The following is a 21472-nucleotide window of genomic DNA, read 5'->3' on the forward strand; positions in this document are numbered from 1 at the left end:
CGCTCTCGTGTACGAGCTCGTCGTGGAACACGAACCGGGTCGGGTAGAGAACCGTCCGACTGACCTGCAGGGCCAGCGGCAGGGCGAGGGACAGGATGATCAGTTCGCGCCCGCCCGTGCGCGGGTGCAGGAGGCGTACGGTCGGCGGCAGGAAGATGATCGACAGCGCCACCCAGTACAGGGATTCGGTCGTCACCTGGTCCTCGCCGCCGCGTCCCCGCTGGACGCAGTAGGCGACGAGGAGCAGGCCCAACGACATCGTCAGCAGGACGGGCCCGGTGAGGTCACGCCGTCGGCGCGCCGCCTCGCCCGAGGCCCCCGGGGCCGGGATCGCCCCGGCCTGGTCGCTCGCGGACGCCTCCAGGAGGGCGACGCCGACGGCCGTGGCACCGCTGGCGACGACCTCCGCGGTTCCGGCGCTGTCTGCGCTGGTGACGCTGTCTGCGCTGGTGACGCTGTCTGCGCTGGTGACGCTGTCTGCGCTGGTGACGCTGTCTGCGCTGGGGATGCCGTCTGTGGTGGTGATGCCGTCTGTGGTGGTGATGCCGTCGCCTGGGGCCTGGTGGTCGACGACGGTCACGTCAGGCCTCCGGCGAGGGTCTCGACAGCCGGCTCCGCGATCGCGGGCGTCACGCCCGTGGCGGTGGCGGTGGTGGTGGCGGGGGAGCGGCCGCTTCGGGCATCGGGGACGAGCACGGCCCGGTCGTTCGGCTCGACGGCGGGCAGGGGCGGCAGGTCCTTGCGCGCGGCCCACAGCGGCCGGACGAGCAGGGCGGCCTCGATGAGCAGAGCGCCGACCCAGGCCGCGCTCAACCCGGCCGTCCCTCCCAGTCGGGCGCCGGTGACGGCCGCGGCGAGCTCGACGACCGCGCCGACGGAACAGATGAGCGCCGCCTGACCGGTGCGTCCCTGCACCCGACGAAGTGCCACGTAGTGGTCCTTGATGACGAACGGCAGGCCGGCAAGCACGATGATTCGCAGGGTGGTGACGCCGGCGGTCGCATACGAGTGGCCGAACACGGCCAGGACCAGACCGCCGGCCGGCAGGAGCACCGCGTCGGCCGCGAGGCTCGCGGCCAGGCCGATCGGGATCGTCATGCGCATCCGCCGGACTATTGACTCCTGATCGCCGGCCGCAGCCGCGAACAGACCGATGGTGATGCTGTACGGCAGCACGAACACGAACCCGGAGACCTGCTGGACGATGGAGAAGTAGCCGTTGTGCTCGGCCGAGATCGCGATCGTCACGATCACGGACAGGAGCTGCATGGGGGCCATCAGCACCAGGTTGAGCAGGTGGTGGTTGGCGGCCTGTCGGCCCAGCCCGCGCAGCAGGGTGAAGTCGACGGCGGGCTCGCGTGTTCGGCGGGCGTCGCCTGTTCGGCGGGCGTCGCGTGCCGCGCGCCAGGCGATCAGTGGCAGCGAGACGACGTTGCCGATCGTCCACGACAGGAAGATCGCCATACCGCCGCCGTGGCCCGTGTGCGCGAGCGCCAGGAGCGCGCCGATCTTCACCGTGCTGGCGACCGCGTTGCGTTCGAGCTGGAGGCGGCCGTTGCCGAGGGCCAGCACGGCCTGGTCGAGCACGAGCGTCACACCGGTCAGCGCGACACCGGCGACGAAACCCAGTGTCGTCCACGGGGACGAGCTGATCGGGCNCAGGTTGTGGGCCGGGATGAGGTGGACGCCCCCCGCGACCACCAGTGCCAGCAGGGCGCTGGCGGCGGCGGTGACGGCGAGGGTCGTGCGCAGGAGCAGCTGGCGGTGGGCCGCGCCGACCCTGGGCAACTCGGCGATGAGCAGGGTGCCGAGGCCCAACATGCCCAGGGTGCCCAGCAGCATCATCAGCGAGACCGCGGCGCCGGCGAGGCCGACGGCGCCGACGCTGAACTCGCGCGTGGCCAGGGTCCAGTAGACGAATCCGAGCAGGCTCGTCACGGCCTGGGTGGCGATCAGGCTGGCGCTGATGGACGCAACCCGACCAAGGGCGGGAAGCCGTAGCCGCCGATCAACGCCCAGGGCGGGTAGCTTCACCACCCGCATCCCGTCCCCGCGCCGGCCGCCGCCGGCACGGGATCCTCATCCCTGCCGCTCCATGCCCGCTCATGGCTCCATGCCCGCCCATGGCTCCATGCCCGCCCAGGGGCCGTCGGTCCGGGCGTCACCATCCGCTGTCTCATCAGGCCGGCAAGCCTCCGGCCTGCACGGTGGAGTTCGACAGTGACCGCTCGCCCTCGGGCCGCTGAACCGGCACGGCTTCGGCGGTTCCGACCACCACCGCCGCGGGCGCGGGTGCGGGGCCGGCGGGTTGCCGCTCGACGAGCAGGTCAACCTCGCCGGCCAGGCGGCCGGCCGAGGCCGTGACCGGGGCTTCGGTGACGATCGTGGGTGATGGGGCCACCGGGGTCGCCGCCGGTGGTGCAGCCTGCGAAGGCTGAACCGGGACTGGCGTCGGCGTCGGGACCGAGCCGCGACGACGCGCCGCCCGGTACTCGACGGCGATCGTCCGCAGGACGCGCAGGCCGTCGGAGGTGGCATTGAGGTTGCTGCGCCCGTGCAGCCGGGACGATTCGAAGGAGGCGATCTCCGCGATCCGCAGCCCCGCGACATGGGCGCGGATGTTGATCAGGGTTTCGATCTCGAACCCGTCGCCCCAGCGCTTGCGGTCGCTCTCGGTGGAGTCGGTGGAGTCGGTGGCCTGCCCGTCGTCGAGGCCGAGGACCGGCAGGATTCTGCGCCAGAAGGCGTTGTAGCCGTAGCAGAGGTCGGTGTACCGGCTGCCGTGCGACCAGTTCGTCAGCAGGTTGAGTACGCGGTTCCCGGTGGCCCGCAGGCGGGTGATGTCGGTGGAGCCGGCCCCGGCGACGAACCTGCTGCCCTTGACGTAGTCGGCTCCGGCCTCCAGGGCAGCCACGAAGTACGGTATTTCGCCGGGATCCATCGAACCGTCGGCGTCGATCATGACGATGAGGTCGCCGGTGGCGGCATGGAATCCACAGGCCAGAGCGTTGCCCTTGCCTCGGCGGGTCTGGGTCAGCACCCGCAGGCCCGGCCACAGGGAGCGGGCGACCGCGACGGTGTCGTCGACGGAGCGGCCGTCGACCAGGACGATTTCGTGCAGACCCGCGGGCATACGACGGGCCAGCCACGGCAGGTTTTTGGCCTCGTTCATGGCCGGAATGATGACGGAGACGCGTGGGCCGGAATGGTGTAGGTGGACGCGTGGCGCAGGGTGGCGCACTCGTAGGCTCTCGAGGTCCGGACCGTTTGATTCCGGTGGTCCGATGGTATCTGCTTGCGGCATCGCGGTTTCCCCCTGCGCTGCGGTGGATGCATTGTGGCAGCTGCGCCACGATCGAAGGCTTGCCGGGGCGGCGGGCGCATGGTGTGGACGGGCAACAAAGAGGCGTGCCATATCGGGGTACGGGCGGCCATGAAGGCACCGCACCGGATGGTCGACAGCGTGCTATCTCGCACCCGCCGGGCCTGCGGCGATGGCGCCGGGCGGCCTGGNGACCAATGCCGTCGGACCGTTATGCGGGCGTCATCGAGCTCGGTGAACCAGCAAGAACACCGTGATGTACGGCCGGACATGCCGGTCCACGGAAACCTCGCACGGCGGTGGGCCCNCACGGCGCAACAGTGAACAGGTCAGCCGACCTGATGCCTGTCGGTGCAGCGAAAGATGAACCTGGCCGGGCTGTATCTCCGCCGGTTCGGCTCCTTACCGCCGACACCCGATCGGTGCATCGCTCTGCTCTGGGCGGCCGCGCATGGTGCCGGTTCCCCCCAAAGAACTGCATGCAAGTCTCTCCCCCATGTGTACGAGTAGAACCTGGCCGGCCGGGGGTGTCAAGGAGATGCGGCGAAATGTGCGCCCTGTAAAGTTGCTCGGCCAATGGTTACCCGAAGTTAGATGGACACTACAGTCGGATTCAATGAGAGGTAGCCGGGGGTGCGCCGTCGGTTGAGTTCCAGCCGTCGCGGCCGACGAAGTGTCGCGAAGAATGGGGAGGGTGCCAGATTGTCCGAGTCTGCGGGTTGGGCGAAGGGGGGTGCAATTTAGTGACGGAGGACACATTGGGCNGAGGAATCGTGCCGCTCCGCGGNTCACTGCTTCGGGCGACNGCACCCGCGGTCGGAACGAGAAGGAGGACGTTCTTCCGCGGCCACAGCCAATGGAACTTTGCCAGTTTTTGTCATTTGTGCGACACGTTGATCCCGTGCCGCGGTTCCGCCCGCTCCGCCCGCTCCTCCCGCGCACCGCAACCGGTGGGTCGTCCGTGCAGCCGTCTAGGGTGGGCGTGGTGAGCTCGCCCGCGAACCCGGATCCGCAGTCTGCGTCGCCCCCCGCCCACGGCGGTGAGCAGGCGCCACGCGCGACCGGGCCTGCGGCGGGGCCCGCCGCAGGGCCCGCTGCGGGGCGTGAGCGCCGCTACCCGCCGCCGGAGCAGTTCCGCGGGCCGGTCGTCGCCCGGCGCGGGCAGGTCGAACGGTCCACCACCGACCAGCGGCTGCTCGACACCCGCAGCCCGTCGGGCTTCGTCCACGGCGACCCGTGGCGGGTGATGCGCATCCAGAGCGAGTTCGTCGAGGGCTTCGGGCTGCTCGCGGAGCTGCCGCGGGNCGTGACGGTCTTCGGTTCGGCGCGCATCTCCCCGGACGACCCGATCTACGCCCAGGGCCTGCGCCTCGGCGCCGGGCTCGCCGAGGCCGGCTTCGCCGTCATCACCGGCGGGGGGCCGGGGGTGATGGAGGCGGTCAACCGCGGCGCCCAGGAGGCGGGCGGGCTGTCGGTCGGCCTCGGCATCGAACTGCCGTTCGAACAGCGGCTCAACGACTGGGTCGACCTGGGCGTCAGCTTCCGGTATTTCTTCGTCCGCAAGACGATGTTCGTCAAGTACGCCGAGGCGTTCGTGATCCTGCCCGGCGGGGTCGGCACGCTCGACGAGCTGTTCGAGGCGCTCACCCTCGTCCAGACCGGGAAGGTCACCCGGTTCCCGGTGGTCCTCATAGGGTCGCAGTACTGGTCGGGCCTGGTGGAGTGGCTGCGTTCGACCGTCCTGTCGGCCGGCCTGATCAAGGAATCGGACCTGCACATCCTGTCCATCACCGACGATGTCGACGAGGCGGTGCGCATCATCGTGCGGGGGACGGCCGGGCACGCCGAGCCGCCCCGCCCGGAGGTGCCCGAACCGTGAACATCTGCGTCTACTGCGCGTCCTCGTCCGACATCGACGCCGCCCACGTGGAGCTGGCGACCCGGACCGGGGCGGAGCTCGCCCGGCGCGGCCACACCCTGGTGTCCGGCGGTGGCTCCGTGTCGTGCATGGGGGCGGTGGCCCGGGCGGCGCGGGCCGGCGGCGCCCGCACCATCGGGGTGATCCCGCGCGTCCTCGTGGCGATGGAGGTCAGCGACACCGAGGCGGATGAGCTGATCGTCACGGACACGATGCGTGAGCGCAAGGCGCTGATGGACGACCGCGCCGACGGTTTCCTCGCGCTGCCCGGCGGGCTGGGCACGCTGGAGGAGTTGCTGGAGATCTGGGTGGCCCGAGTGCTGAGTCTGCACACGAAGCCCGTGGTCGTCCTCGACCCCGGCGGGGTCTTCGGTCACCTGCGGCTGCTCGTCGACTCCCTCGTCGCGGGCGGGTTCGTCCGGGCCGTCGCCCGCGACACCCTGATCTGGGCCACCAGCGTGGGCGAGGCCCTCGACCACCTGGAGGCCGCCGCGCCGGCGGGCGTGGTTCCCGCGGGCGCCGGCGCCCCGCCCCAGCCGACCGACCGGGAGATCATCGAGGGCGACTGACGGCGGGGGCGGGTCAGGCGACGCCGCGGCGGGCGACGGCGAGGTCGGCGTCGCCGCGGATCGCCGCGGTCATCCGCAGCGTGCGCAGCGTCGCGGCCACCTGGTGGGCGCGGAAGACCCGGGCGCCGAGCCAGGCGCTGATCGCCGTCGCGGCGAGGGTTCCCTCCAGGCGTTCGTCGACCCCGGTGTCCAGGGCCTCCCCGACGAAGTCCTTGTTCGACATGGCGACCAGCACCGGCCACCCGGTGGCCGCCAGCTCCGGCAGGCGCCGGGTGGCCTCCAGCGAGTGCCGGCTGTTCTTGCCGAAGTCGTGGCCCGGGTCGATGAGCACCGCGTCGGCGCGTACCCCCAGCGCCACGGCGCGTTCGGCGAGACCCACGGTCGTGGCGACGATGTCGGCGACGACGTCGTCGTAGGTCATCCGGTGCGGCCGGGTCCGGGGCGGCAGGTGCCCGGCGTGGGTGCACACCAGTCCGGTGCCGAACTCGGCGGCGACCTCGGCGAGCTGCGGATCCACCCCGCCCCAGGCATCGTTGAGCAGGTCGGCGCCCTCCCCGGCGACCACGCGGCCGACCGCCGCCCGCCAGGTGTCGACGCTGATCACCAGGTCGGGATGGCGCGCGCGGACCGCGGCGACGAAGCCGCCGACCCGGCGAAGCTCCTCGGCCGGGCTCACCTCGCCGCCGGGGGCCGCCTTGACCCCGCCGATGTCGACGATCCCCGCCCCGTCGTCGACGGCGCGGTCGACGGCGTCGAGCGCCGCGGCCTGTCCGTACGTCGCGCCGCGGTCGAAGAACGAGTCCGGCGTGCGGTTGACGATGGCCATGACCACCAGCTCCGACGGTCCGAACACCCGCCGGCCCAGCCGCAGCGGCCCCTGCCGCGGCCGCCCGCCCGGCCCCGGTGCGCCGTCCTGGCCGGTCCGGTCGGCGTGCGGCGGGCGTGGGGCCAGGGGCGACGCGGCGGTCCGGGAGTCGGCCGGGGAGTCGGCCGGGGAGTGGGGCGTCGGGGCGGTCGTCTCGGCGGGGTCGGCGTCCACCCGGCCAGACTGCCAGATCGGGCGGGGTGACCAGGGTGGTCGGGGCATGGCACGATCGACCCGTGGTGCTCGTCGTCGAGATCGTGATCGTGGCCGCCGTCGTGTTCGCCGTGGCCGCGCTGGCCGTCGGCCGCTTCGACCGGCTGGCCCCCGCGCCGCCCGACGGTGCCTCCGTCGGCCTGCCCGCCGGCACGGTGACGGCCGGCGACGTCACTCGACTGCGCTTCGCGATGGCGCCGCGCGGCTACCGGATGGCCGAGGTCGACGCCGTCCTGCTGCGCCTGGCCGAGGAGCTGGCCTGGCGCGACGAGGAGCTGGCCCGGCGCGACGACGAACTCGTCCGGCTGGCGACCTTCGCGCGCATCGGCCCCGAGCCGTCGGTGCGGGAGCACCCCGTCGTGCCGCTGGACAAGCGGCAGGACTGACCGGCCCGCGTCCCGCGCGTCTCGGCATCCCGTTGACGGACGGTCGATCTGGGTCACGCGAGACCGACCGTGAGCGCGTCCGTCGACACCGGACACCCACCGTCCGATGTCGGTGCCGCCGACCGTTGTGATGCCGCGGGGAGACGTGTTTCGGTTTGCGGTCCGGTCTACGGGATAATCGTCGCCAGACNCAGGTCCGACGGCAGGAAGAGGTGCACCGATGGCGGCCATGAAGCCGCGGACGGGTGACGGTCCGCTCGAGGTGACCAAGGAGGGGCGCGGCATCGTGATGCGTGTCCCGCTGGAGGGGGGCGGTCGGCTCGTTGTGGAACTCACCGCCGACGAGGCGAGTGCGCTGGGGGACGCCCTCAAGACCGCGGTCAGCTAGCTGTTGATGCGTCCCGGCCGGGCGGCCGACCCGTGTTGGGCGGGGCTGGCCGGCCCGACGGCCGGGGGCGGCGGCGATGAGGGAGGGTCAGATGACCATGGACGGATCCGCGTCGAGTCCGGTGCTCGATGCTCTCATCGGGTCGCCGCCGGAGATCACTCTGCGGTCCGGGAGCGCCACCGACGCGGCGGCCTCTGTCGTCGCCGTCGTGCTGGCGGCGGGGGAGGACGGGCCGGTCCTCGCGGCGGCCACCCGGCGGGCGGCCGCCGATCTCGGGGTGGACCTCGACCGGCTCGTCGAGACCGAGTCCCTGCGCGGTGACGCCGGCTCCGTGCTGGTCGTCCCGCTCACCGGCGCGGAGCGCTCGATCACCAGGCTGCTCGTGGTGGGAGTCGGCGCCGGCCAGCCGGGGGACTGGCGGGCCGCCGGCGCCGCCGTGGCGCGCCGGGCCGGCGCGGCGGCGCGGCTCGCGGTGATCGCGCAGCCCGCGCCGGTCGAACTGCGGGCGTTCGCCGAGGGAGTCGCCCTCGGCTCCTACCGCGTCTCCGGACTGTTGGAGCGGGCCGGTCAGCCCGGCCGTCCGGCGGGCGGTGGCCCGGACGCCCGGACCCGGCCCGCCGCCGGGGCCGGCGCCGAGGCGCCCGGTCGTGACGCGCTGAACGTCAACGAGATCACGGTGGACGATGCCGGGCTCGACAGCGTCGACGCCGCCGGCCCCGCCATCGACGCCGCCGGCCCCGCCGTGGACGCGGGCGGCGGGGCGTCAGCGCCCGCCGCCGAGGCCGCCGGCGGGCCGCTGCGCGAGGTGGTCGTCGTCACCGACCTCGCGGCCGATCCCGCGGCGCTCGCCGCGCTGCGGGCGGCCCGTGCCGTGGCCCTCGGGGTGTACATCGCCCGCGATCTGGTGAACACGCCGAGCCTGGTGAAGTCGCCGGAATGGCTCGCCGACCGGGCCGTGCGCATCGCGACCGCGGCCGGCCTCACCGCGACGGTGCTCGGCCCGCGAGAACTGGCCGAGCAGGGCTTCGGCGGGCTGCGGGCCGTGGGCCGGGGTTCGCCGCGCCCGCCGCGGCTGGTCCGGATCGAGTACGACGGGGCTGGTGCCGCCCGCCATCGGGTTCTCGTCGGCAAGGGCATCACGTTCGACTCGGGCGGCCTCTCGCTCAAGCCGGCCGTGTCGATGATCGGGATGAAGACCGACATGTCCGGCGCGGCCGCGGTGCTGGGGACGATGACCGCGCTGCCGGCGCTCGGCGTGCCCGGTCGGGTGACCGGCCTGCTCTGCATCGCGGAGAACATGATCGGCGGCAATGCCATGCGCCCCGGCGACGTCATCACCTGCTGGGGTGGCACGACGGTCGAGGTGCTCAACACCGACGCCGAGGGGCGCCTGGTCCTCGCCGACGGCCTCGCCTACGCGGCGGGCGAGCTCGGCGCCGACGTCGTCGTCGACCTGGCCACCCTCACCGGGGCGATCGCCGTCGCGCTCGGCCGGCGCACCGCGGGCCTGTTCAGCTCCGACGACGATCTCGCCGCGGAGCTGACCACCGCGGCCGAGTCCGCCGGGGAGCGGGTGTGGCGGCTGCCGCTCACCGAGGACTACCGGCCGGCGATCGACTCGCCGGTCGCGGACCTGGCCAACATCGGCCGGGCGCTGGACGTCGGCGGCGGGTCGATCACCGCCGCGCTGTTCCTGCGCGAGTTCGCCGGGAAGCTGCCGTGGGCCCATCTGGACATCGCCGGCACGGCGCGGTCCGACTCCGACGACGGCGAGATCAGCCGCGGCGGCACGGGCTGGGGGGTCCGTACCCTGTTGCGTTGGCTGGCCGCGGACGCCACCTCGCCGGCGGACGTGATCACGCCGGCGCCGGCGGAGGCGTCAACCCAGGTCGGCTAGCGACCGACCGGTGCCCGGCAGCGGGCGCCGGTCCGGGGGCGGGCGCCGGTCAGGGGGTCGCCCCGGCCGAGCTCAGGCTGATGAGCTGGCGGCGGGCCCAGCGCAGGCTGTCGTGCTCCTCCATCACCGCGGGCCAGCCCGCCAGCGCCGCCTCGATCGCCTCGCGGTCCGCCACCGCGAGGATCTCGACCCGCAGCTCGTCGATGTCCGCCTGGTCGACGCGGAGCTGGTCGAGGTAACGGGCGAGGATCCCGCCGGGGTGCGGCTCGCGGACCGAGTAGATCTCCCGGGTGTCCTCGACCCAGCTCAGCCGGTAGGTGCTGTGGATGTCATGGTGGTCGGTCCACCCGTCCCCGAAGGGGACCTCGGCGGAGGCCTGCCGCCGCGGCTCCTCGCCATAGAACTCCCGGATGTTCATGGATCATCCTTCCTCGCGGGACGGACCCGCGTAAACGGCCGGACGCCGGTCGGCGGCCGGCCCCGCCCGGTCCTGGCCAGCACCGCCAGCCCGGCCCGGGTGGTCGCTCGCTCAGGAAGCCAGCCGCTGCAGCGCCGTCTCGTAGCCCTTCGCCTGCCCGTCGGTCAGCACCAGGGAGACGCGGAGGACCACGCCGCCCCGCACGTAGACGTACTCCGTGACCAGCGGATTGTCCTTGGTTACGGTGAGGAGCCGGGTGGCCCGCCGCTGAGCGGCCGCCGCGTCGTGGAACGCCTCGACGGCGCCGCCACGCTCGATCGCCCCCGCCGGCGCCCCCGCCACCTCGTTCGAGCCCACCCGGGAGTCGCTGAACGCGATCCGGCTGGAGTAGCCGCCCGCCGTGCCCAGGAGCCGGTCGGGGTCGGTGGCGGCGGTGTAGACGACGGTCGTGTGCAACGGCAGGCCGGCCTTGGCCAGGCTGATCGCGACCTGCTCGGCGGTGAGGTTCGTCAGGAGGCCGCCGGCACCGCCCTGGACTGGGCCGGTCGGGTCGGCCGTGCCGGTGGGGAGTCCCGGAGTGCCGGCCGCCCCCGGGCTTGCCACGGATGGGCTCGCCGGACCCGAACCCGGACCCGGACCCGCGGCCGGCGCCGTGCGCGCCTGGTGCGCCGGTCCCACCATCCGGTTCAGCGCGTACCCGGCGGCGCCGGCCAGGACGGCCACGACCAGTACGAACACGACGTAGCGCAGCAGGCCGTCCCGCGCGGCGGCGCCAGGCGGCCCGGCCTCCCGCTCGTCGGCCCCGCCGCGAGGATCGGCCCCTGCGCGCGAGCGGTAGCTCGCGCCGCCGGCGAGACCAGCCCCGCCGCCGTCATGGCCCCCGCGCCCGACGCTGCTCCCGCGGCCGATGGTGCCCTCGCGGCCGATGGTGCCCTCGCGGCCGCTGTAGGCCCCGCGGTCGACGCGGTCGGCGCCCTCACGGCGGTTCGTGTGGATGCCGGGGTCGGTGCGCTCATCGTGGATGGGGCGGCTACCGCGATCGCCCTGGATGCCGCGATCGCCCTGGATGCCGCGATCGCCCTGGATGCCGAGATCGCCCTGGATGCCGCGATCGGCCTGGCTGTCGCGACCACCCTGGGCGGCGCGACCGTTCCGGGTGCCTCGATCGAGCTGGGTGCCTCGATCGCCGTAGCCCCCGCGGCCGGCGTACTCATCGGGACCGTCGTGCCGGCCGCGGCCATGGTCTCCGCGGCCGTCGCGGTCTCCGTGGCCGGCATGGGGATCGCGCCCGTTGTAGGGATCGCGGGGGTAGGGGGTGCGGTCGGCATGGCCATCGCGGTTGCCGAAGTTTCCGCGGTCGTCGTGGCGGCGGCGGTCGTCAAAGGAGGCCCGGGGGTCCTCGTAGCCCCCACCGTCGTCGTAGCCCCCACCGTTGTCGTAGCCACCGCCGTCGTCGTAGGTCCCGCCGTCGTCGTAGCCGCCGTGGTCCTGGTAGCCGCCGCGTCCGTCGTAGTCTCGGCGCTCCCCGCGGGCACCGATGTCCGGGTAGGCACCCGAACGGGCCCGATCGGTGCGAGTGGCGTGGGCACCACGGTCGGCGTGGATATCGCGACCGTCGCCCTCGTACCCGCCGAAGTCGTCGTAGCGCCGGTACTCCCGGGCCGCCGGTGCCATCCACTCCCCAAGGCGTCGAAATGTCACGCTTGAGGGCACCTTACGCGCCGAGCGGGCCAGACCCCCGGCGCGCCGCGGTTGCGGGCGGGTTCCGTCCAGTTACGGCACCGGGCCTGGGCGCNGCGTCCGGGCGGGCTGCTGCCAGGACCGGTCGACCGGCCTGACGCTGACCCTTACGGGCTACCCCGGGCCGCCCCCGCAGGTCCTAGCCGACGGGTGAGGACTTGGCGACCACTGCAACCAGCAGGCCGCCGCCGGTGGTGAGGAGCATCTGGGTGAGCCGCATGTCATCGCGCACGGCGGTGGCGAGCTCGCGGACGGCAACCGCGTCCGGGCCGCGGGCACCGGGATCGGCCGCCTGGCCCTCGGCCAGCACGCCCGCGAACACGACCACTCCGCCCGGGCGGAGCAGCCGCAGCGCCTGCGTGAGGTACTCGGTGCCCTCTCGGCGGTCGGCGTCGCAGAACACCAGGTCGTAGGCGCCGTCGGTGAGGCGTGGGAGGACGTCGAGGGCGCGGCCCGTGATGAGCCGGCTGCGGCCCGGCGCCATCCCGGCGTCGGCGTAGGTGCGGCGCGCCAGCCGGAGATGCTCGGCCTCGACGTCGATGGTGGTTAGGGTTCCATCGGGCCGCATCCCGCGCAGCAACCAGGTACCGGAGACCCCGGTACCGGTGCCGATCTCGACGACCGCGCGGGCGCTCACGGCGGCGGCGAGGAATCGCAGGACCGCACCGGCGCCCGGGCTGACCGGGACGATCCCGACCTCCTCGGCGCGGGCGCGGGCAGCACGAAGGATCGGGTCTTCCAACAGGAAGCCCTCGGCGTAGGCGGCGGCGGAGTCAAGCTCGCCGATGTCGGTGTCCGGCATGACATCCGCAGCCTACGGGAACGGGAGAGCACAGAGGCGCGTTCATCTGGTCAACGCGCATCGTGTCGAGGAACGAGGGGAGAAACATCGGTGTCCGCAGCGGGATTCGCCGCTCCCTGGCCGGCTCGTCGGGTACGTTCGACGCGAACCGACCGAGAGGCGGCCGTGGCTGCACAGGACTCCGGGGCGGGTTCCGACGCCGCCGGCGCCGCCGCCACCTCAGATGTTTCCGGTTGGGTGNCGCCGTCCTGGGAGGACGTGGTCCGCGAGCACGGCAACCGGGTCTATCGGCTCGCCTACCGTCTCACCGGCAACGCCCACGACGCCGAGGACCTCACGCAGGACGTTTTCGTGCGCGTGTTCCGGTCCCTGGCGGACTACACGCCCGGCACCTTCGAGGGCTGGCTGCACCGGATCACGACCAACCTTTTCCTCGATCGCATGCGCCGGCAACAGAAGATCCGGTTCGACGCGCTGCCCGAGGACACCGAGCGGCTGGCCGGGCGCGAGGCGAGCCCTGAGGCGGTCTACGCCGAGGCTCATCTCGATGCCGACGTCGAGGCGGCGCTCGCGGCGCTGCCGCCCGACTTTCGGGCCGCTGTGGTGCTGTGCGATATCGAACAGCTCTCCTACGAGGAGATCGCCCAGACGCTCGGCGTGAAGCTCGGCACGGTCCGCAGCCGGATCTCGCGCGGACGGGCGATGTTGCGGGCGGCGCTGGCGGACCGGGCGCCCCGCACCGCCGACGGCGCCATGCTGGTCGCCGCCGAGGACGCCGACGACGTCTACGCCAGTCCCGCGGCCCCGGCCGGCCGGGCCGATGCGCCCGGTGCCGCCGACGCCGAGTATGATCAACCTGCTGCCTCGCCCGGCTCGCGACGAAGCCGCGACGACGGGCGTGGCAGGGGCGGGCGGCGGCGTGGAGTTGTTCCCGCCGGAAGCAAGGGTGGTGCTCCTGCGGAGCGGCCCGCGTGACCGAGCATCTTGGCGACCGGGTCTCGCCCCTCATCGATCATCAGCTTGATCACGACGCGCGGGACCGCGCGCTCGCGCATCTCGCCGGCTGTGCGGACTGCCAGCGTGAGGTGGTGGCGCTCCGCCAGGTGAAGGCCCGGTTGGTCGCGCTGGGCGATCCGGGACTGCCGGACGACGTCGCCGCCCGGCTGCTGCGCATCGGCGCGAGCGAGCCGTGGCCGAAGCGCACCATGGCAGATCCCCGCCCCTCGCCCTTGTCGCCCTCCAGGCGCACGCCCAGCCGACCCGATGCCACCGGCCACGGNCGGTCCGCGGCCCAGCCGACCGATCGGGTGGCGTCCGATCGAGTGGCGTCCCGGCGCAGATCGCGCCGCGGATCCACCGAGCCGCCCGGCAGGACGAGGCCTGGTCCCCGGGCCGCGCGGCGGGGCACCGGGCGCCGGCAAGGGGCTCGACCGGGTGGATCGCGTGATCGGCTTCCTCTGCGGCCGTCGCCACCCCCGCGGCCCGGCCAGGGCCGCTCGAGCATGCGTCGGACCCTGCTCGGTTCCGCCGCGCTGCTGATGCTCGCCGTCACCGGCGCCGCCGTCTCGGACGGTCGGGGCAACGCCCGTCCGGCCGGTCCCATCGCCGTGCCGACCGTTTCCTCCGTGGTCGTCCCAGGCTCCCCGGCCGGTGGCTCTCTGCGCCTGATCCCCATGTTCACGCCGATGAAGGTTTCGTTGCGCCGTTGACGTAGCGTTCCCGGACGTCCGCGGTTGACGAGTACTGAACGTCGCGGAAACATGTGCTCACCCGCCGAGCCTGCGTCGGTCGCGTCCGTGCTGCCCCCGTGTTCCCTTCCGGGGGTGCCCGCACGTGGCGGTCATCCCGCGCAGCAGCGGAGACCGTCGGCGATTTCACCCCCGTCAGGGTGGCGGGAGGATGCTGCTGATCGATACCTGAAAAGTCTTTTTTCGACTGTTCAGCAGGAGAGGTCTCCTCTGCTCTGATGTGAGGCTTTACCGTGTTACCCGCTCGGAGTCGTTGCGCGGGGCCTCCCAGGACGGAACCGGTTGCCGGTGTTCCGCCGTGTCGCGCGACGAGCGAGTCGGGAGGTCGTGGTGGACGGCAACGACGACAAGGCGGCGATCGCCGGCATGGAGCCGGTGGACACGCCGATCAGGCCGCGGCGCCTCGAACGGTCATCCGTGGTCATCGATCCGTCCGCCATGCCCGGGTGCGGTGGGACCGAACCGACCGGGGAGCCTCAGCCCGCCGGCCGGCCCGTCGCCGGTGATGCCGATGCCGCCAGCCCCGCCGATCCGGCTGCTCCTGCCGCTCTGGCCAGTTCCGCCGCTCCGGCCAGTTCCGCGGCTCCGGCCACCTCTGGCGGTCCCGCGGGTGCCGCTGTTTCTGCCGGTGCTGCTGCTGCCGGTGCCGCTGGGACCGTCGTCCGGGCCGGTGGTTCGGCTCCGGTCGAGCGGGGCATGGACCGGCGGCCGGAGAGCCCCGGCGCCCGTGACGAGACGACCATCCCGTCGACCTCGGCGGCGATGCCCGCCAGCCCGCCGCCCCGGAGCTTCAACGGAGCGGTTCCGGCCGCCTGGCCCCCCTCCACCGACCCGCGGCCCGGCGCTGCGTCGGCCGCGGGAGACCCGACCAGCCGCTCCGCGGGGTCTCCGCCCGCGGTGCCATCGCCTGCAGCTCCTCCCTCTGCAGCTCCTCCCGCCGAGGTGCCTCCGCCCGGGGGCGTCCGGCCCGACCTCACCGCCCTGACCGGCAGGCCGGCGGCGTCTTCCGAACCCGCGGCGGGTGCTCTCGTGGCGGGACGGTCCGGGTTTCGCGCCGGCGCCGCCCTCCCGCGAACCCAGGCCACCGGACGGGGTTCCCAGACAGGTTCCAGACCGTCCACCCACGCCGTCCCGGAGCCGCCCGTGCGCGCGATGCCGATCTCGGGAGCCCGGCGGTCCGCGCCGCCGGCGGCGACTGCATCGGCCCAGGTCACTCTGCCGACCCAGGGCAGCACGCCGACGCCGGGCAGCATGCCGGCCCAGGGCAGCACGCCGACGCCGGGCAGCATGCCGGCCCAGGGCAGCACGCCGACGCCGGGCAGCATGCCGACGCCGGGGACCGCACCGACGCCGGGGGCTGCGCCGGCGGGTCGAGCGGGGCCGGCGGGTCGAGCGGGGCCGGCGGGTCGAGCGGGGCCGGCGGGGGATCGTGAGCCGCAACGGCGAGTCGAGCGCGCCCGTGCGGCCGGGACGTCCAATGGCGTCACGTCGGGTGACGGCCCCGAACTGCCGTCGCCCGACGGCGTGCTGCCCACGCGGGACGACGCCGGGCTGCGGGCGAGCGCTACCGGCGCGACGGACGGGCTCGAGGTGCTCGACGAGATGCACACCAAGGGCGCAGTGGGTCCGCGTTCCGAGTCCGCAGGGCCGGAAACGGCCCGCCAGGACCGGCCGGCTCCGGCTCCGGCAGCGCGTCCCGCGTCCCGCCGGCCGCCGGTGCCGCCGCCCGGTGAGGGTGGGCAGCGCCCGTCGACCGGTGCCCGGCACGGGCGGCACTCCGGCCGCAGCACCGGCGGCCCTGGCTCCACGGCGGCCACAGCGGCCACGGCGGATGGTGCGGACGGTGCGGACCGCGCCACCCGGGCCGGCGGCCGGACCTGGAGCCTGCGTGCGGGTGCCGAGCGTGCGGGTGCCGAGCGTGCGGGTGCCGAGCGTGCGGGTGCCGAGCGTGCGGGTGCCGAGCGTGCCGGTGCCGAACGCGCCGGTGCCGAACGCGCCGTAGCCCAACGCGGTGGAGTCGCCCACGACGATGCCGCCGGCCTTCGCGGCGAGCCCAGCGGCGCCTCGGCGGCCGCGAGCAGGGTGGAGCGGCCGGCGGTGTCGACACCGGCGACTGCCGGTAGCCGGCAGCCCGCCGCGCAGGCCGCAGGGATCTTCGCTGCTGTCGCGGGGTCGCAGTCGGTTGCGGGGTCGCAGTCGGTCGCGGGAAACCGCGGCGGGTCGGCGGCAACCGGCGCCCGCGGGCAGGGTGCTGGCCGGGCCACCGACGCCAGGCCGGCTCCGAACGGACGCGCCGGATCGGGGGTGAGCGTCGCGCCGGCGCGGGAGTCCCGCCGGGGAGCCGGATCGGTGACGGCCCTGCGGCCCGCGCGGCCCGCTCGGCGCGTCGGGATCGCCGGTCCCGGCGGGGAGGCGACGCCGGCTCCGCGCGCCGGCGGTGACGGCGATGACGATCGCGACGCCGGCTCCGCGTACCCCGCGTCGTCGGCGCAACGGTCGGCGCCGGGCGGCGGCGCGGGGCTGGGGGGTGCCCCCGTCGTCCTCGGCCGACGGGTACTGCTGGCGTGTGTGCTGGTCGCGGGGCTGCTGGGCGGTGCGATCAGCGGCTTGGCCGTCGCCATCACCACGGGCGACACCAGCGTCCAACCGGTGAAGACGCTCTCCGTCGGCAGCCCGGCTCCCGTCACCGACCGGCGCACGGTCGCGGCGATCGCCGCGGCCGCGCTGCCCACCGTGGTGACGGTCGACGTCGGCGGGGTGGGCGACGACGGCAGCGGCGGCACCGGCTCCGGAGTGATCATCAGCTCCGATGGCTTCATCCTCACGAACAACCATGTCATCGCGTCCGCGGTCGCCAGCGGCAGCCCGATCTCGGTGCGCCGCTACCAGGAGTTCGGCCAGATCCAGGCCCAGCTCGTCGGGCGAGACCCGCAGACCGACCTCGCCGTGCTGCGCATTCCCGCCCCGACGCCGCTGCCCGCCGCCACGCTGGGCCAGTCCGGCTCCCTCGTGGTCGGGGCGCCGGTCGTCGCCATCGGGGCGCCGCTGGGCCTGTCCGGGACGGTGACGACCGGCGTCGTCAGCGCCCTGGATCGCAATCCGACCGTGCCGGCCGAGAACGGCAGCGCTCCCACGGTCCTCATCGGCGCGATCCAGATCGACGCGGCGATCAACCCGGGGAACTCCGGCGGTCCCCTGCTCGACGCGCTCGGGCAGGTCGTCGGGATCAACGCGGCGATCGCGGCGGTCCCCGGCCACGAGGAGCAGACCCAGAGCGGCAGCATCGGCGTGGGCTTCGCCATCCCGGTGGACTTCGCGCGCTCCGTCGCCCAGGAGCTCATCGCGACCGGTCGAGCCACCCATCCCTACGTCGGCGCCTCGGCCGCCACCGTCACCACGGGCGAGGCGACGGCCATCGGCGGGGTGCCCGGCGCCCGGCTGGTGAGCCTCGTTCCCGACGGCCCTGTGGCCCGGGCCGGACTGCGGGTCGGCGACGTCATCACCCGGATCGACGCGAACACGATTCGCGGGACGAACGATCTGCTCGTGGCGGCCCGGCTGCATCGGGTGGGCGACAAGGTCACCGTCACCTACGTGCGCGGTGGCGTCACCGCAACCACCCAAATGACACTCCAGGAACAACAGAACTGAGTATTGGACATCCTTTCGTTGCCCAGGAGTTCCGCGCGGCAACATGGGGAGAGGTACGCTCAGCCGGTGTTCAACGGTGTCGGGTGGGGTGAAGTCGTCGTCCTGCTGCTGATCGGCCTGTTCGTCTTCGGCCCGGACAGGCTGCCCAAGGNGGNCCGGGACGCGGGGCGCATGCTCCGCCAGCTCCGGCAGATGGCCAACGGCATGCGCAATGATCTGCGGTCCGAGCTCGGCCCNGAATTCGCCGATCTCGACATTCGGGATCTGCATCCGAAGACCTTCGTCCGCAAGCACCTGTTCGAGGACGAGCCCCCGCTGCCGCCGTACCTGACGAAGCGGACCGCGCTGGACGCGCTGCTCCTCGGCGACGACACGCCCGCGACCCCGTCGCTGACGAAGTCCTCCCTGCCGAAGGACGCCTCCCGCGAGGCCGGCCGCCCCGCCGCGGACACCCCCGCGCCGCCGGCCCCGTCGACGCCCGCGCTGCTGTCGAAGTCGTCGCCCCCGAAGAAGGCGACCGCCTCCCGCGCCGTCCCGCCTCAGCCCATCGCCCAGCCCGACGCCGCCGCCCCCTTCGACGCCGCTGCCCCCTTCGACCCCGACGCCACCTGAGCTGACCCGATCCGCCGGATCCAGAGCCGGGCGGTTCACCCTGTTCGGCTCTCAGACGCGCGGTACCGCGACCGCCGACAGCGACATCGACATCCTGTACACCCTTCAGCCTGGCCGGCGCCTGGGCTGGGACATCGAGCAGCTCGCGGATGACCCCGCAGGCCTGTTCGGACGGCCCGTCGATCTGATCTCCGTCGGCGGGCTCCACCCGTCGCTACGCTCGTCCGTCCTAGCGGAAGCACGGCCCATGTACGCGGCGTGACGTCCTCCTGCTCGCTGAGATGATCGAAGCGGCCGACCAGGCGCAGAAGCTCACCGAGGGGATCACCACCGACGGTCTGGAGGCGGACCGGCAGCGCCGCGACGCGTTCCTGTGGAACTTCACCGTAACTTCCTGCGGGCGGGAGGACGGGGGCTCGATCCCACCAGCAGGGGAGTGCAGGAAGCAGGACGCCCGCGGGCGGCCGGGGGTCGGTGAGTGTCACCGGGGACCGGGCGCCCGCGGGCGTGGGCCGTGCTGCGGGGTTGTTGTGCTGCGGGGTTGCCGTGCTGCGGGGTTGCGCCTCAGCGACCGGCGGGGGTCAGGTTGAGGCTGCGGCCGGCGAGGCCGCGGGAGCGGTAGGTGAGGCGGTCGGCCACGGCGCGCAGGGCCTTGCTGGCCTCGCTGTCCGGCTCGGCGACGACGAGGGGGACGCCGTTGTCGCCGCCCTCGCGCAGGCGGACGTCCACCGGGACCTGCGCCAGCAGGGGGACGTCGTGGCCGAGGACGCGGGTCAGGCGCTCGGCCACGGCGGCGCCGCCGCCGGAGCCGAAGACGTCGACGCGCTCCCCGCAGTGCGGGCAGGGCAGCCAGGCCATGTTCTCGACCACGCCGACGACGTTCTGCCGGGTCTGCACGGCGATGGTGCCCGCGCGCTCCGCGACCTCGGTGGCGGCGAGCTGCGGGGTGGTGACCACCAACAGCTCGGAGGAGGGCACGAGCTGGGCCAGGGAGATGGCGATGTCCCCGGTGCCGGGCGGCAGGTCCAGCAGGAGGACGTCGAGGTCACCCCAGAAGACGTCGGAAAGGAACTGCTCAAGGGCGCGGTGCAGCATCGGCCCGCGCCAGGTCACCGGCTGGTTCCCGCGGGTGAACATGNCGGTCGAGATGACCCGGACGCCGTGCGCCTGGGGGGGCATAATCATCTTCTCGACCTGTGTGGGCGGGCGGTCGATGCCGAGCATCCGGGGCACGGAGTGGCCGTAGATGTCGGCGTCGAGCACGCCTACGGAGAGGCCCGATCGGGCCATCGCCGCGGCCAGGTTCACAGTGATCGAGGACTTGCCGACGCCGCCCTTGCCACTGGCGACGCCATACACCCTGGTCATGGAGCCCGGTTGAGCGAACGGGATCACCTTGGGGGCGATGCCGCCGCGCAGCTTCGTGTGCAGGGCGGTGCGCTGCTCGTCCGTCATGACCTGCAGGTCGACGCGGACCTCGCGCACCCCCTCGACCGCGCTGACGGCTCGGCTGACACGGTTGATGATCTCATCGCGCATCGGGCAGCCGGACACGGTGAGCAGCACCGTGATGTCAACCGAGCCGTCGTCGAGCACGTGGACCGACGAGACCATGTCCAGCTCCGTGATGGGGCGGCCGATCTCGGGATCGTGCACCGTCGCCAGAGCCGACTGGATCGCGTCGGAGGAAGGCCGGGATGGGGACAAGGGAAACCTCAGTCACTGATTGGCATCAGATGCGGCCCTCGGAGCCGCCGTTGGCTCCACGATAGCCCGCGGAAAGCTCGTCGGCGTTGGCCCGCCGGCCAGGTGTGAGCCACGGGTGCCAGGACCCGGATGAATCCGTCGGTACCGGCGGTTGTCGATCGGTGTGGGCCGCCGGTTCTCGGGACCTGTCGGGTATCTGACTCGAAACCGGGCCGATCGCCGTGACCTGGATGTTGGGACGCGCGGCGGCGCCCCCGGCCCCGGCCGGTGCCGCCGCGGGAGAGCCGGTGCGGGCACGTTACGGCATAGGCTGATCGAGGCGGCAGCGGGAGGACGCGATGGCAGTCGAAGAGGTGATCGGCGCCAGCTCCGAGACCGACGCGGACTGGGTCGACGAGCGCGGCATGCGGGCCTGGCGGGGGCTGCTGCAGGCGCACGCGCACGTCACCAGGGTGCTCGAGGCCGAGCTGGAAGCCATCCACCATCTGCCGTTGGCCTCCTACGACGTGCTCGTCCAGCTCGCCGAGGCGCCGAACCACGAGCTGCGGATGAGCGAGCTGGCGCAGGCGGTGCTGCTGTCCCGCAGCGGGCTGACCCGGCTGGTCGACCGGCTGGAGCGCGAGGGGCTGGTCGCCCGGCGGAGCTGTCCGTCCGACGCTCGCGGCACGCTCGCCACCCTGACGACGCAGGGTCTCGACCGGCTTCGGGCCGCCTCCGGCACCCACCTGAAGGGGGTGAGCCGGCACGTGCTGTCCCACTTCAGCCGGGCGGAGCAGGACCAGCTCGCCGAGCTGCTCGGGCGGCTCAGCCCGGGGTGCGACCGGGACGCCGGCGCCGGAGGGTGCGGCAAGGGCGTGTGAGCCTGGCCGTGTCATCCCGGCGGGTGGCAGGTGGCGGGTGCGGGAGGCGGGCGCCCGGTTCCGGTCGGGTTCCGCGCGGTGGTCAGGTCGGGGAGGGGCCGTGGAGGGGTGCGGCGCCGGTGGCGGCGGCGACCAGACGCTCGTAGGACTCGCGGCTGGTCGTCTCGGCGGCGAGGCCCTGCGGCTTGCTGCTGCCGTGGAAGTCGCTTGATCCCGTCACGATCAGGCCGAGGTCGGCGGCGAGTCCGCGCAGCCGGCTCCGTTCGTCGGCGTCATGGTCGGGATGGTCGACCTCGACCCCGCCGAGTCCCGCCCGGGCCATCTGCTCGATCACGTCGGGGCCGACCGTCACCCCGCGCCGGCTGGCGAACGGGTG

General features: G+C 73.7%; 14 protein-coding genes and 9 pseudogenes. 15 read left to right on the plus strand and 8 right to left on the minus strand.

The features are described 5' to 3' along the window. Positions 1 to 2485 precede the first annotated feature (2485 nt). Positions 2486 to 3304 (minus strand): annotated as a pseudogene (locus tag FF86_RS04525) (glycosyltransferase family 2 protein); the annotation flags it as partial. A gap of 994 nt (positions 3305 to 4298) precedes the next feature. Between FF86_RS04525 and FF86_RS63590 the strand changes: the two are divergent. The 3 genes and pseudogenes from FF86_RS63590 to FF86_RS04535 form a co-directional block, all read left to right on the plus strand. After that, positions 4299 to 4626: pseudogene (locus FF86_RS63590) on the plus strand (TIGR00730 family Rossman fold protein); the annotation flags it as partial. Between the two features lies 1 nt (position 4627). Then, positions 4628 to 5201 (plus strand): annotated as a pseudogene (locus tag FF86_RS04530) (TIGR00730 family Rossman fold protein); the annotation flags it as partial. Further along, complete coding sequence (locus tag FF86_RS04535; protein WP_044883462.1) at positions 5198 to 5809, plus strand: TIGR00730 family Rossman fold protein; 612 nt, start codon at positions 5198 to 5200, stop codon at positions 5807 to 5809. The pseudogene FF86_RS04530 and the gene FF86_RS04535, both read left to right, overlap by 4 nt. Before the next feature lie 13 nt (positions 5810 to 5822). Here FF86_RS04535 and folP read toward each other — a convergent pair whose 3' ends face one another. Continuing rightward, positions 5823 to 6635, minus strand: coding sequence for a dihydropteroate synthase (folP, locus tag FF86_RS04540; RefSeq protein ID WP_055408361.1), 813 nt, complete (start codon positions 6633 to 6635; stop codon positions 5823 to 5825). A 275-nt stretch (positions 6636 to 6910) separates the two neighbouring features. Between folP and FF86_RS04545 the strand changes: the two genes are divergently transcribed. From FF86_RS04545 to FF86_RS04550, 3 genes are all read left to right on the plus strand, one after another. Then, entirely contained in the window at positions 6911 to 7273 is a 363-nt protein-coding gene (locus FF86_RS04545; RefSeq protein ID WP_044883463.1) for a DivIVA domain-containing protein, read from the plus strand. A gap of 220 nt (positions 7274 to 7493) precedes the next feature. Beyond that, on the plus strand, positions 7494 to 7661 hold the full coding sequence (locus FF86_RS31530; RefSeq protein ID WP_011438211.1) for a DUF3117 domain-containing protein: 168 nt from the start codon (positions 7494 to 7496) through the stop codon (positions 7659 to 7661). 91 nt (positions 7662 to 7752) lie between these two features. Then, positions 7753 to 9558: a M17 family metallopeptidase gene (locus FF86_RS04550; protein ID WP_242418166.1), complete on the plus strand. Its 1806-nt coding sequence runs from the start codon at positions 7753 to 7755 to the stop codon at positions 9556 to 9558. Positions 9559 to 9607: 49 nt separating this feature from the next. Here the strand turns inward: FF86_RS04550 and FF86_RS04555 are convergent, their stop codons facing one another. The 3 genes from FF86_RS04555 to FF86_RS04565 all read right to left on the minus strand — a co-directional run bounded on the left by FF86_RS04555 (position 9608) and on the right by FF86_RS04565 (position 12518). Continuing rightward, on the minus strand, positions 9608 to 9976 hold the full coding sequence (locus FF86_RS04555; RefSeq protein ID WP_044883465.1) for a hypothetical protein: 369 nt from the start codon (positions 9974 to 9976) through the stop codon (positions 9608 to 9610). Positions 9977 to 10087: 111 nt separating this feature from the next. Next, entirely contained in the window at positions 10088 to 11677 is a 1590-nt protein-coding gene (locus FF86_RS40330) for a hypothetical protein (RefSeq protein ID WP_242418167.1), read from the minus strand. 178 nt (positions 11678 to 11855) lie between these two features. Then, a complete protein-coding gene (locus FF86_RS04565; RefSeq protein WP_044883466.1) occupies positions 11856 to 12518 on the minus strand; it encodes an O-methyltransferase in 663 nt (220 codons plus the stop codon). A 90-nt stretch (positions 12519 to 12608) separates the two neighbouring features. On the opposite strand from FF86_RS04565, the pseudogene FF86_RS61860 reads away from it, so the two are divergent. From FF86_RS61860 to FF86_RS40360, 8 genes and pseudogenes are all read left to right on the plus strand, one after another. Continuing rightward, a pseudogene (locus FF86_RS61860) lies at positions 12609 to 12758 on the plus strand (RNA polymerase sigma factor SigE); the annotation flags it as partial. A 1-nt stretch (position 12759) separates the two neighbouring features. Then, a pseudogene (gene sigE / locus FF86_RS04570) lies at positions 12760 to 13493 on the plus strand (RNA polymerase sigma factor SigE); the annotation flags it as partial. Between the two features lie 527 nt (positions 13494 to 14020). Further along, entirely contained in the window at positions 14021 to 14227 is a 207-nt protein-coding gene (locus FF86_RS40340; RefSeq protein WP_236706095.1) for a hypothetical protein, read from the plus strand. 1191 nt (positions 14228 to 15418) lie between these two features. Continuing rightward, entirely contained in the window at positions 15419 to 17917 is a 2499-nt protein-coding gene (locus tag FF86_RS40345; protein ID WP_242418168.1) for a trypsin-like peptidase domain-containing protein, read from the plus strand. Positions 17918 to 17983: 66 nt separating this feature from the next. Further along, positions 17984 to 18068 (plus strand): twin-arginine translocase TatA/TatE family subunit (locus FF86_RS40350; protein WP_242418185.1); only part of this gene is annotated, 85 nt, incomplete at its 3' end. A 4-nt stretch (positions 18069 to 18072) separates the two neighbouring features. Next, positions 18073 to 18153 (plus strand): annotated as a pseudogene (locus FF86_RS40355) (Sec-independent protein translocase TatB); the annotation flags it as partial. A gap of 1 nt (position 18154) precedes the next feature. Beyond that, positions 18155 to 18529 (plus strand): annotated as a pseudogene (locus FF86_RS04590) (Sec-independent protein translocase TatB); the annotation flags it as partial. A 40-nt stretch (positions 18530 to 18569) separates the two neighbouring features. Beyond that, positions 18570 to 18791, plus strand: coding sequence for a nucleotidyltransferase family protein (locus FF86_RS40360; RefSeq protein WP_255355706.1), 222 nt, complete (start codon positions 18570 to 18572; stop codon positions 18789 to 18791). 302 nt (positions 18792 to 19093) lie between these two features. On the opposite strand, the gene FF86_RS40365 is transcribed toward FF86_RS40360, so the two are convergent. Both FF86_RS40365 and FF86_RS40370 read right to left on the minus strand, forming a co-directional pair. Then, positions 19094 to 19667: P-loop NTPase (locus tag FF86_RS40365; protein ID WP_242418169.1), on the minus strand; the 574-nt coding region annotated here is incomplete at its 5' end. 1 nt (position 19668) lies between these two features. Continuing rightward, positions 19669 to 20236 (minus strand): annotated as a pseudogene (locus tag FF86_RS40370) (P-loop NTPase); the annotation flags it as partial. 338 nt (positions 20237 to 20574) lie between these two features. Here FF86_RS40370 and FF86_RS04600 point away from each other — a divergent pair. Then, the gene (locus tag FF86_RS04600) at positions 20575 to 21096 is read left to right on the plus strand and encodes a MarR family winged helix-turn-helix transcriptional regulator (RefSeq protein WP_044883471.1); all 522 of its coding nucleotides are present in this window, start codon (positions 20575 to 20577) and stop codon (positions 21094 to 21096) included. Positions 21097 to 21178: 82 nt separating this feature from the next. On the opposite strand, the pseudogene FF86_RS40375 reads toward FF86_RS04600, so the two are convergent. Next, positions 21179 to 21472, minus strand: a pseudogene (locus tag FF86_RS40375) (phosphatase); the annotation flags it as partial.

The organism is Frankia sp. CpI1-P, from assembly GCF_001421075.1.
Taxonomy (GTDB): Bacteria; Actinomycetota; Actinomycetes; order Frankiales; family Frankiaceae; genus Frankia; species Frankia torreyi.

What these genes read in the sequence shown, in the direction of transcription:
- folP (WP_055408361.1), bottom strand. Translation starts at nt 6,635, where the DNA reads ATGGCCATCGTCAACCGCACGCCGGACTCGTTCTTCGACCGCGGCGCG.
- FF86_RS31530 (WP_011438211.1), top strand. Translation starts at nt 7,494, where the DNA reads ATGGCGGCCATGAAGCCGCGGACGGGTGACGGTCCGCTCGAGGTGACC.
- FF86_RS04550 (WP_242418166.1), top strand. Translation starts at nt 7,753, where the DNA reads ATGACCATGGACGGATCCGCGTCGAGTCCGGTGCTCGATGCTCTCATC.
- FF86_RS04555 (WP_044883465.1), bottom strand. Translation starts at nt 9,976, where the DNA reads ATGAACATCCGGGAGTTCTATGGCGAGGAGCCGCGGCGGCAGGCCTCC.
- FF86_RS04565 (WP_044883466.1), bottom strand. Translation starts at nt 12,518, where the DNA reads ATGCCGGACACCGACATCGGCGAGCTTGACTCCGCCGCCGCCTACGCC.
- FF86_RS40340 (WP_236706095.1), top strand. Translation starts at nt 14,021, where the DNA reads ATGCGTCGGACCCTGCTCGGTTCCGCCGCGCTGCTGATGCTCGCCGTC.
- FF86_RS40345 (WP_242418168.1), top strand. Translation starts at nt 15,419, where the DNA reads ATGCCGATCTCGGGAGCCCGGCGGTCCGCGCCGCCGGCGGCGACTGCA.
- FF86_RS04600 (WP_044883471.1), top strand. Translation starts at nt 20,575, where the DNA reads ATGGCAGTCGAAGAGGTGATCGGCGCCAGCTCCGAGACCGACGCGGAC.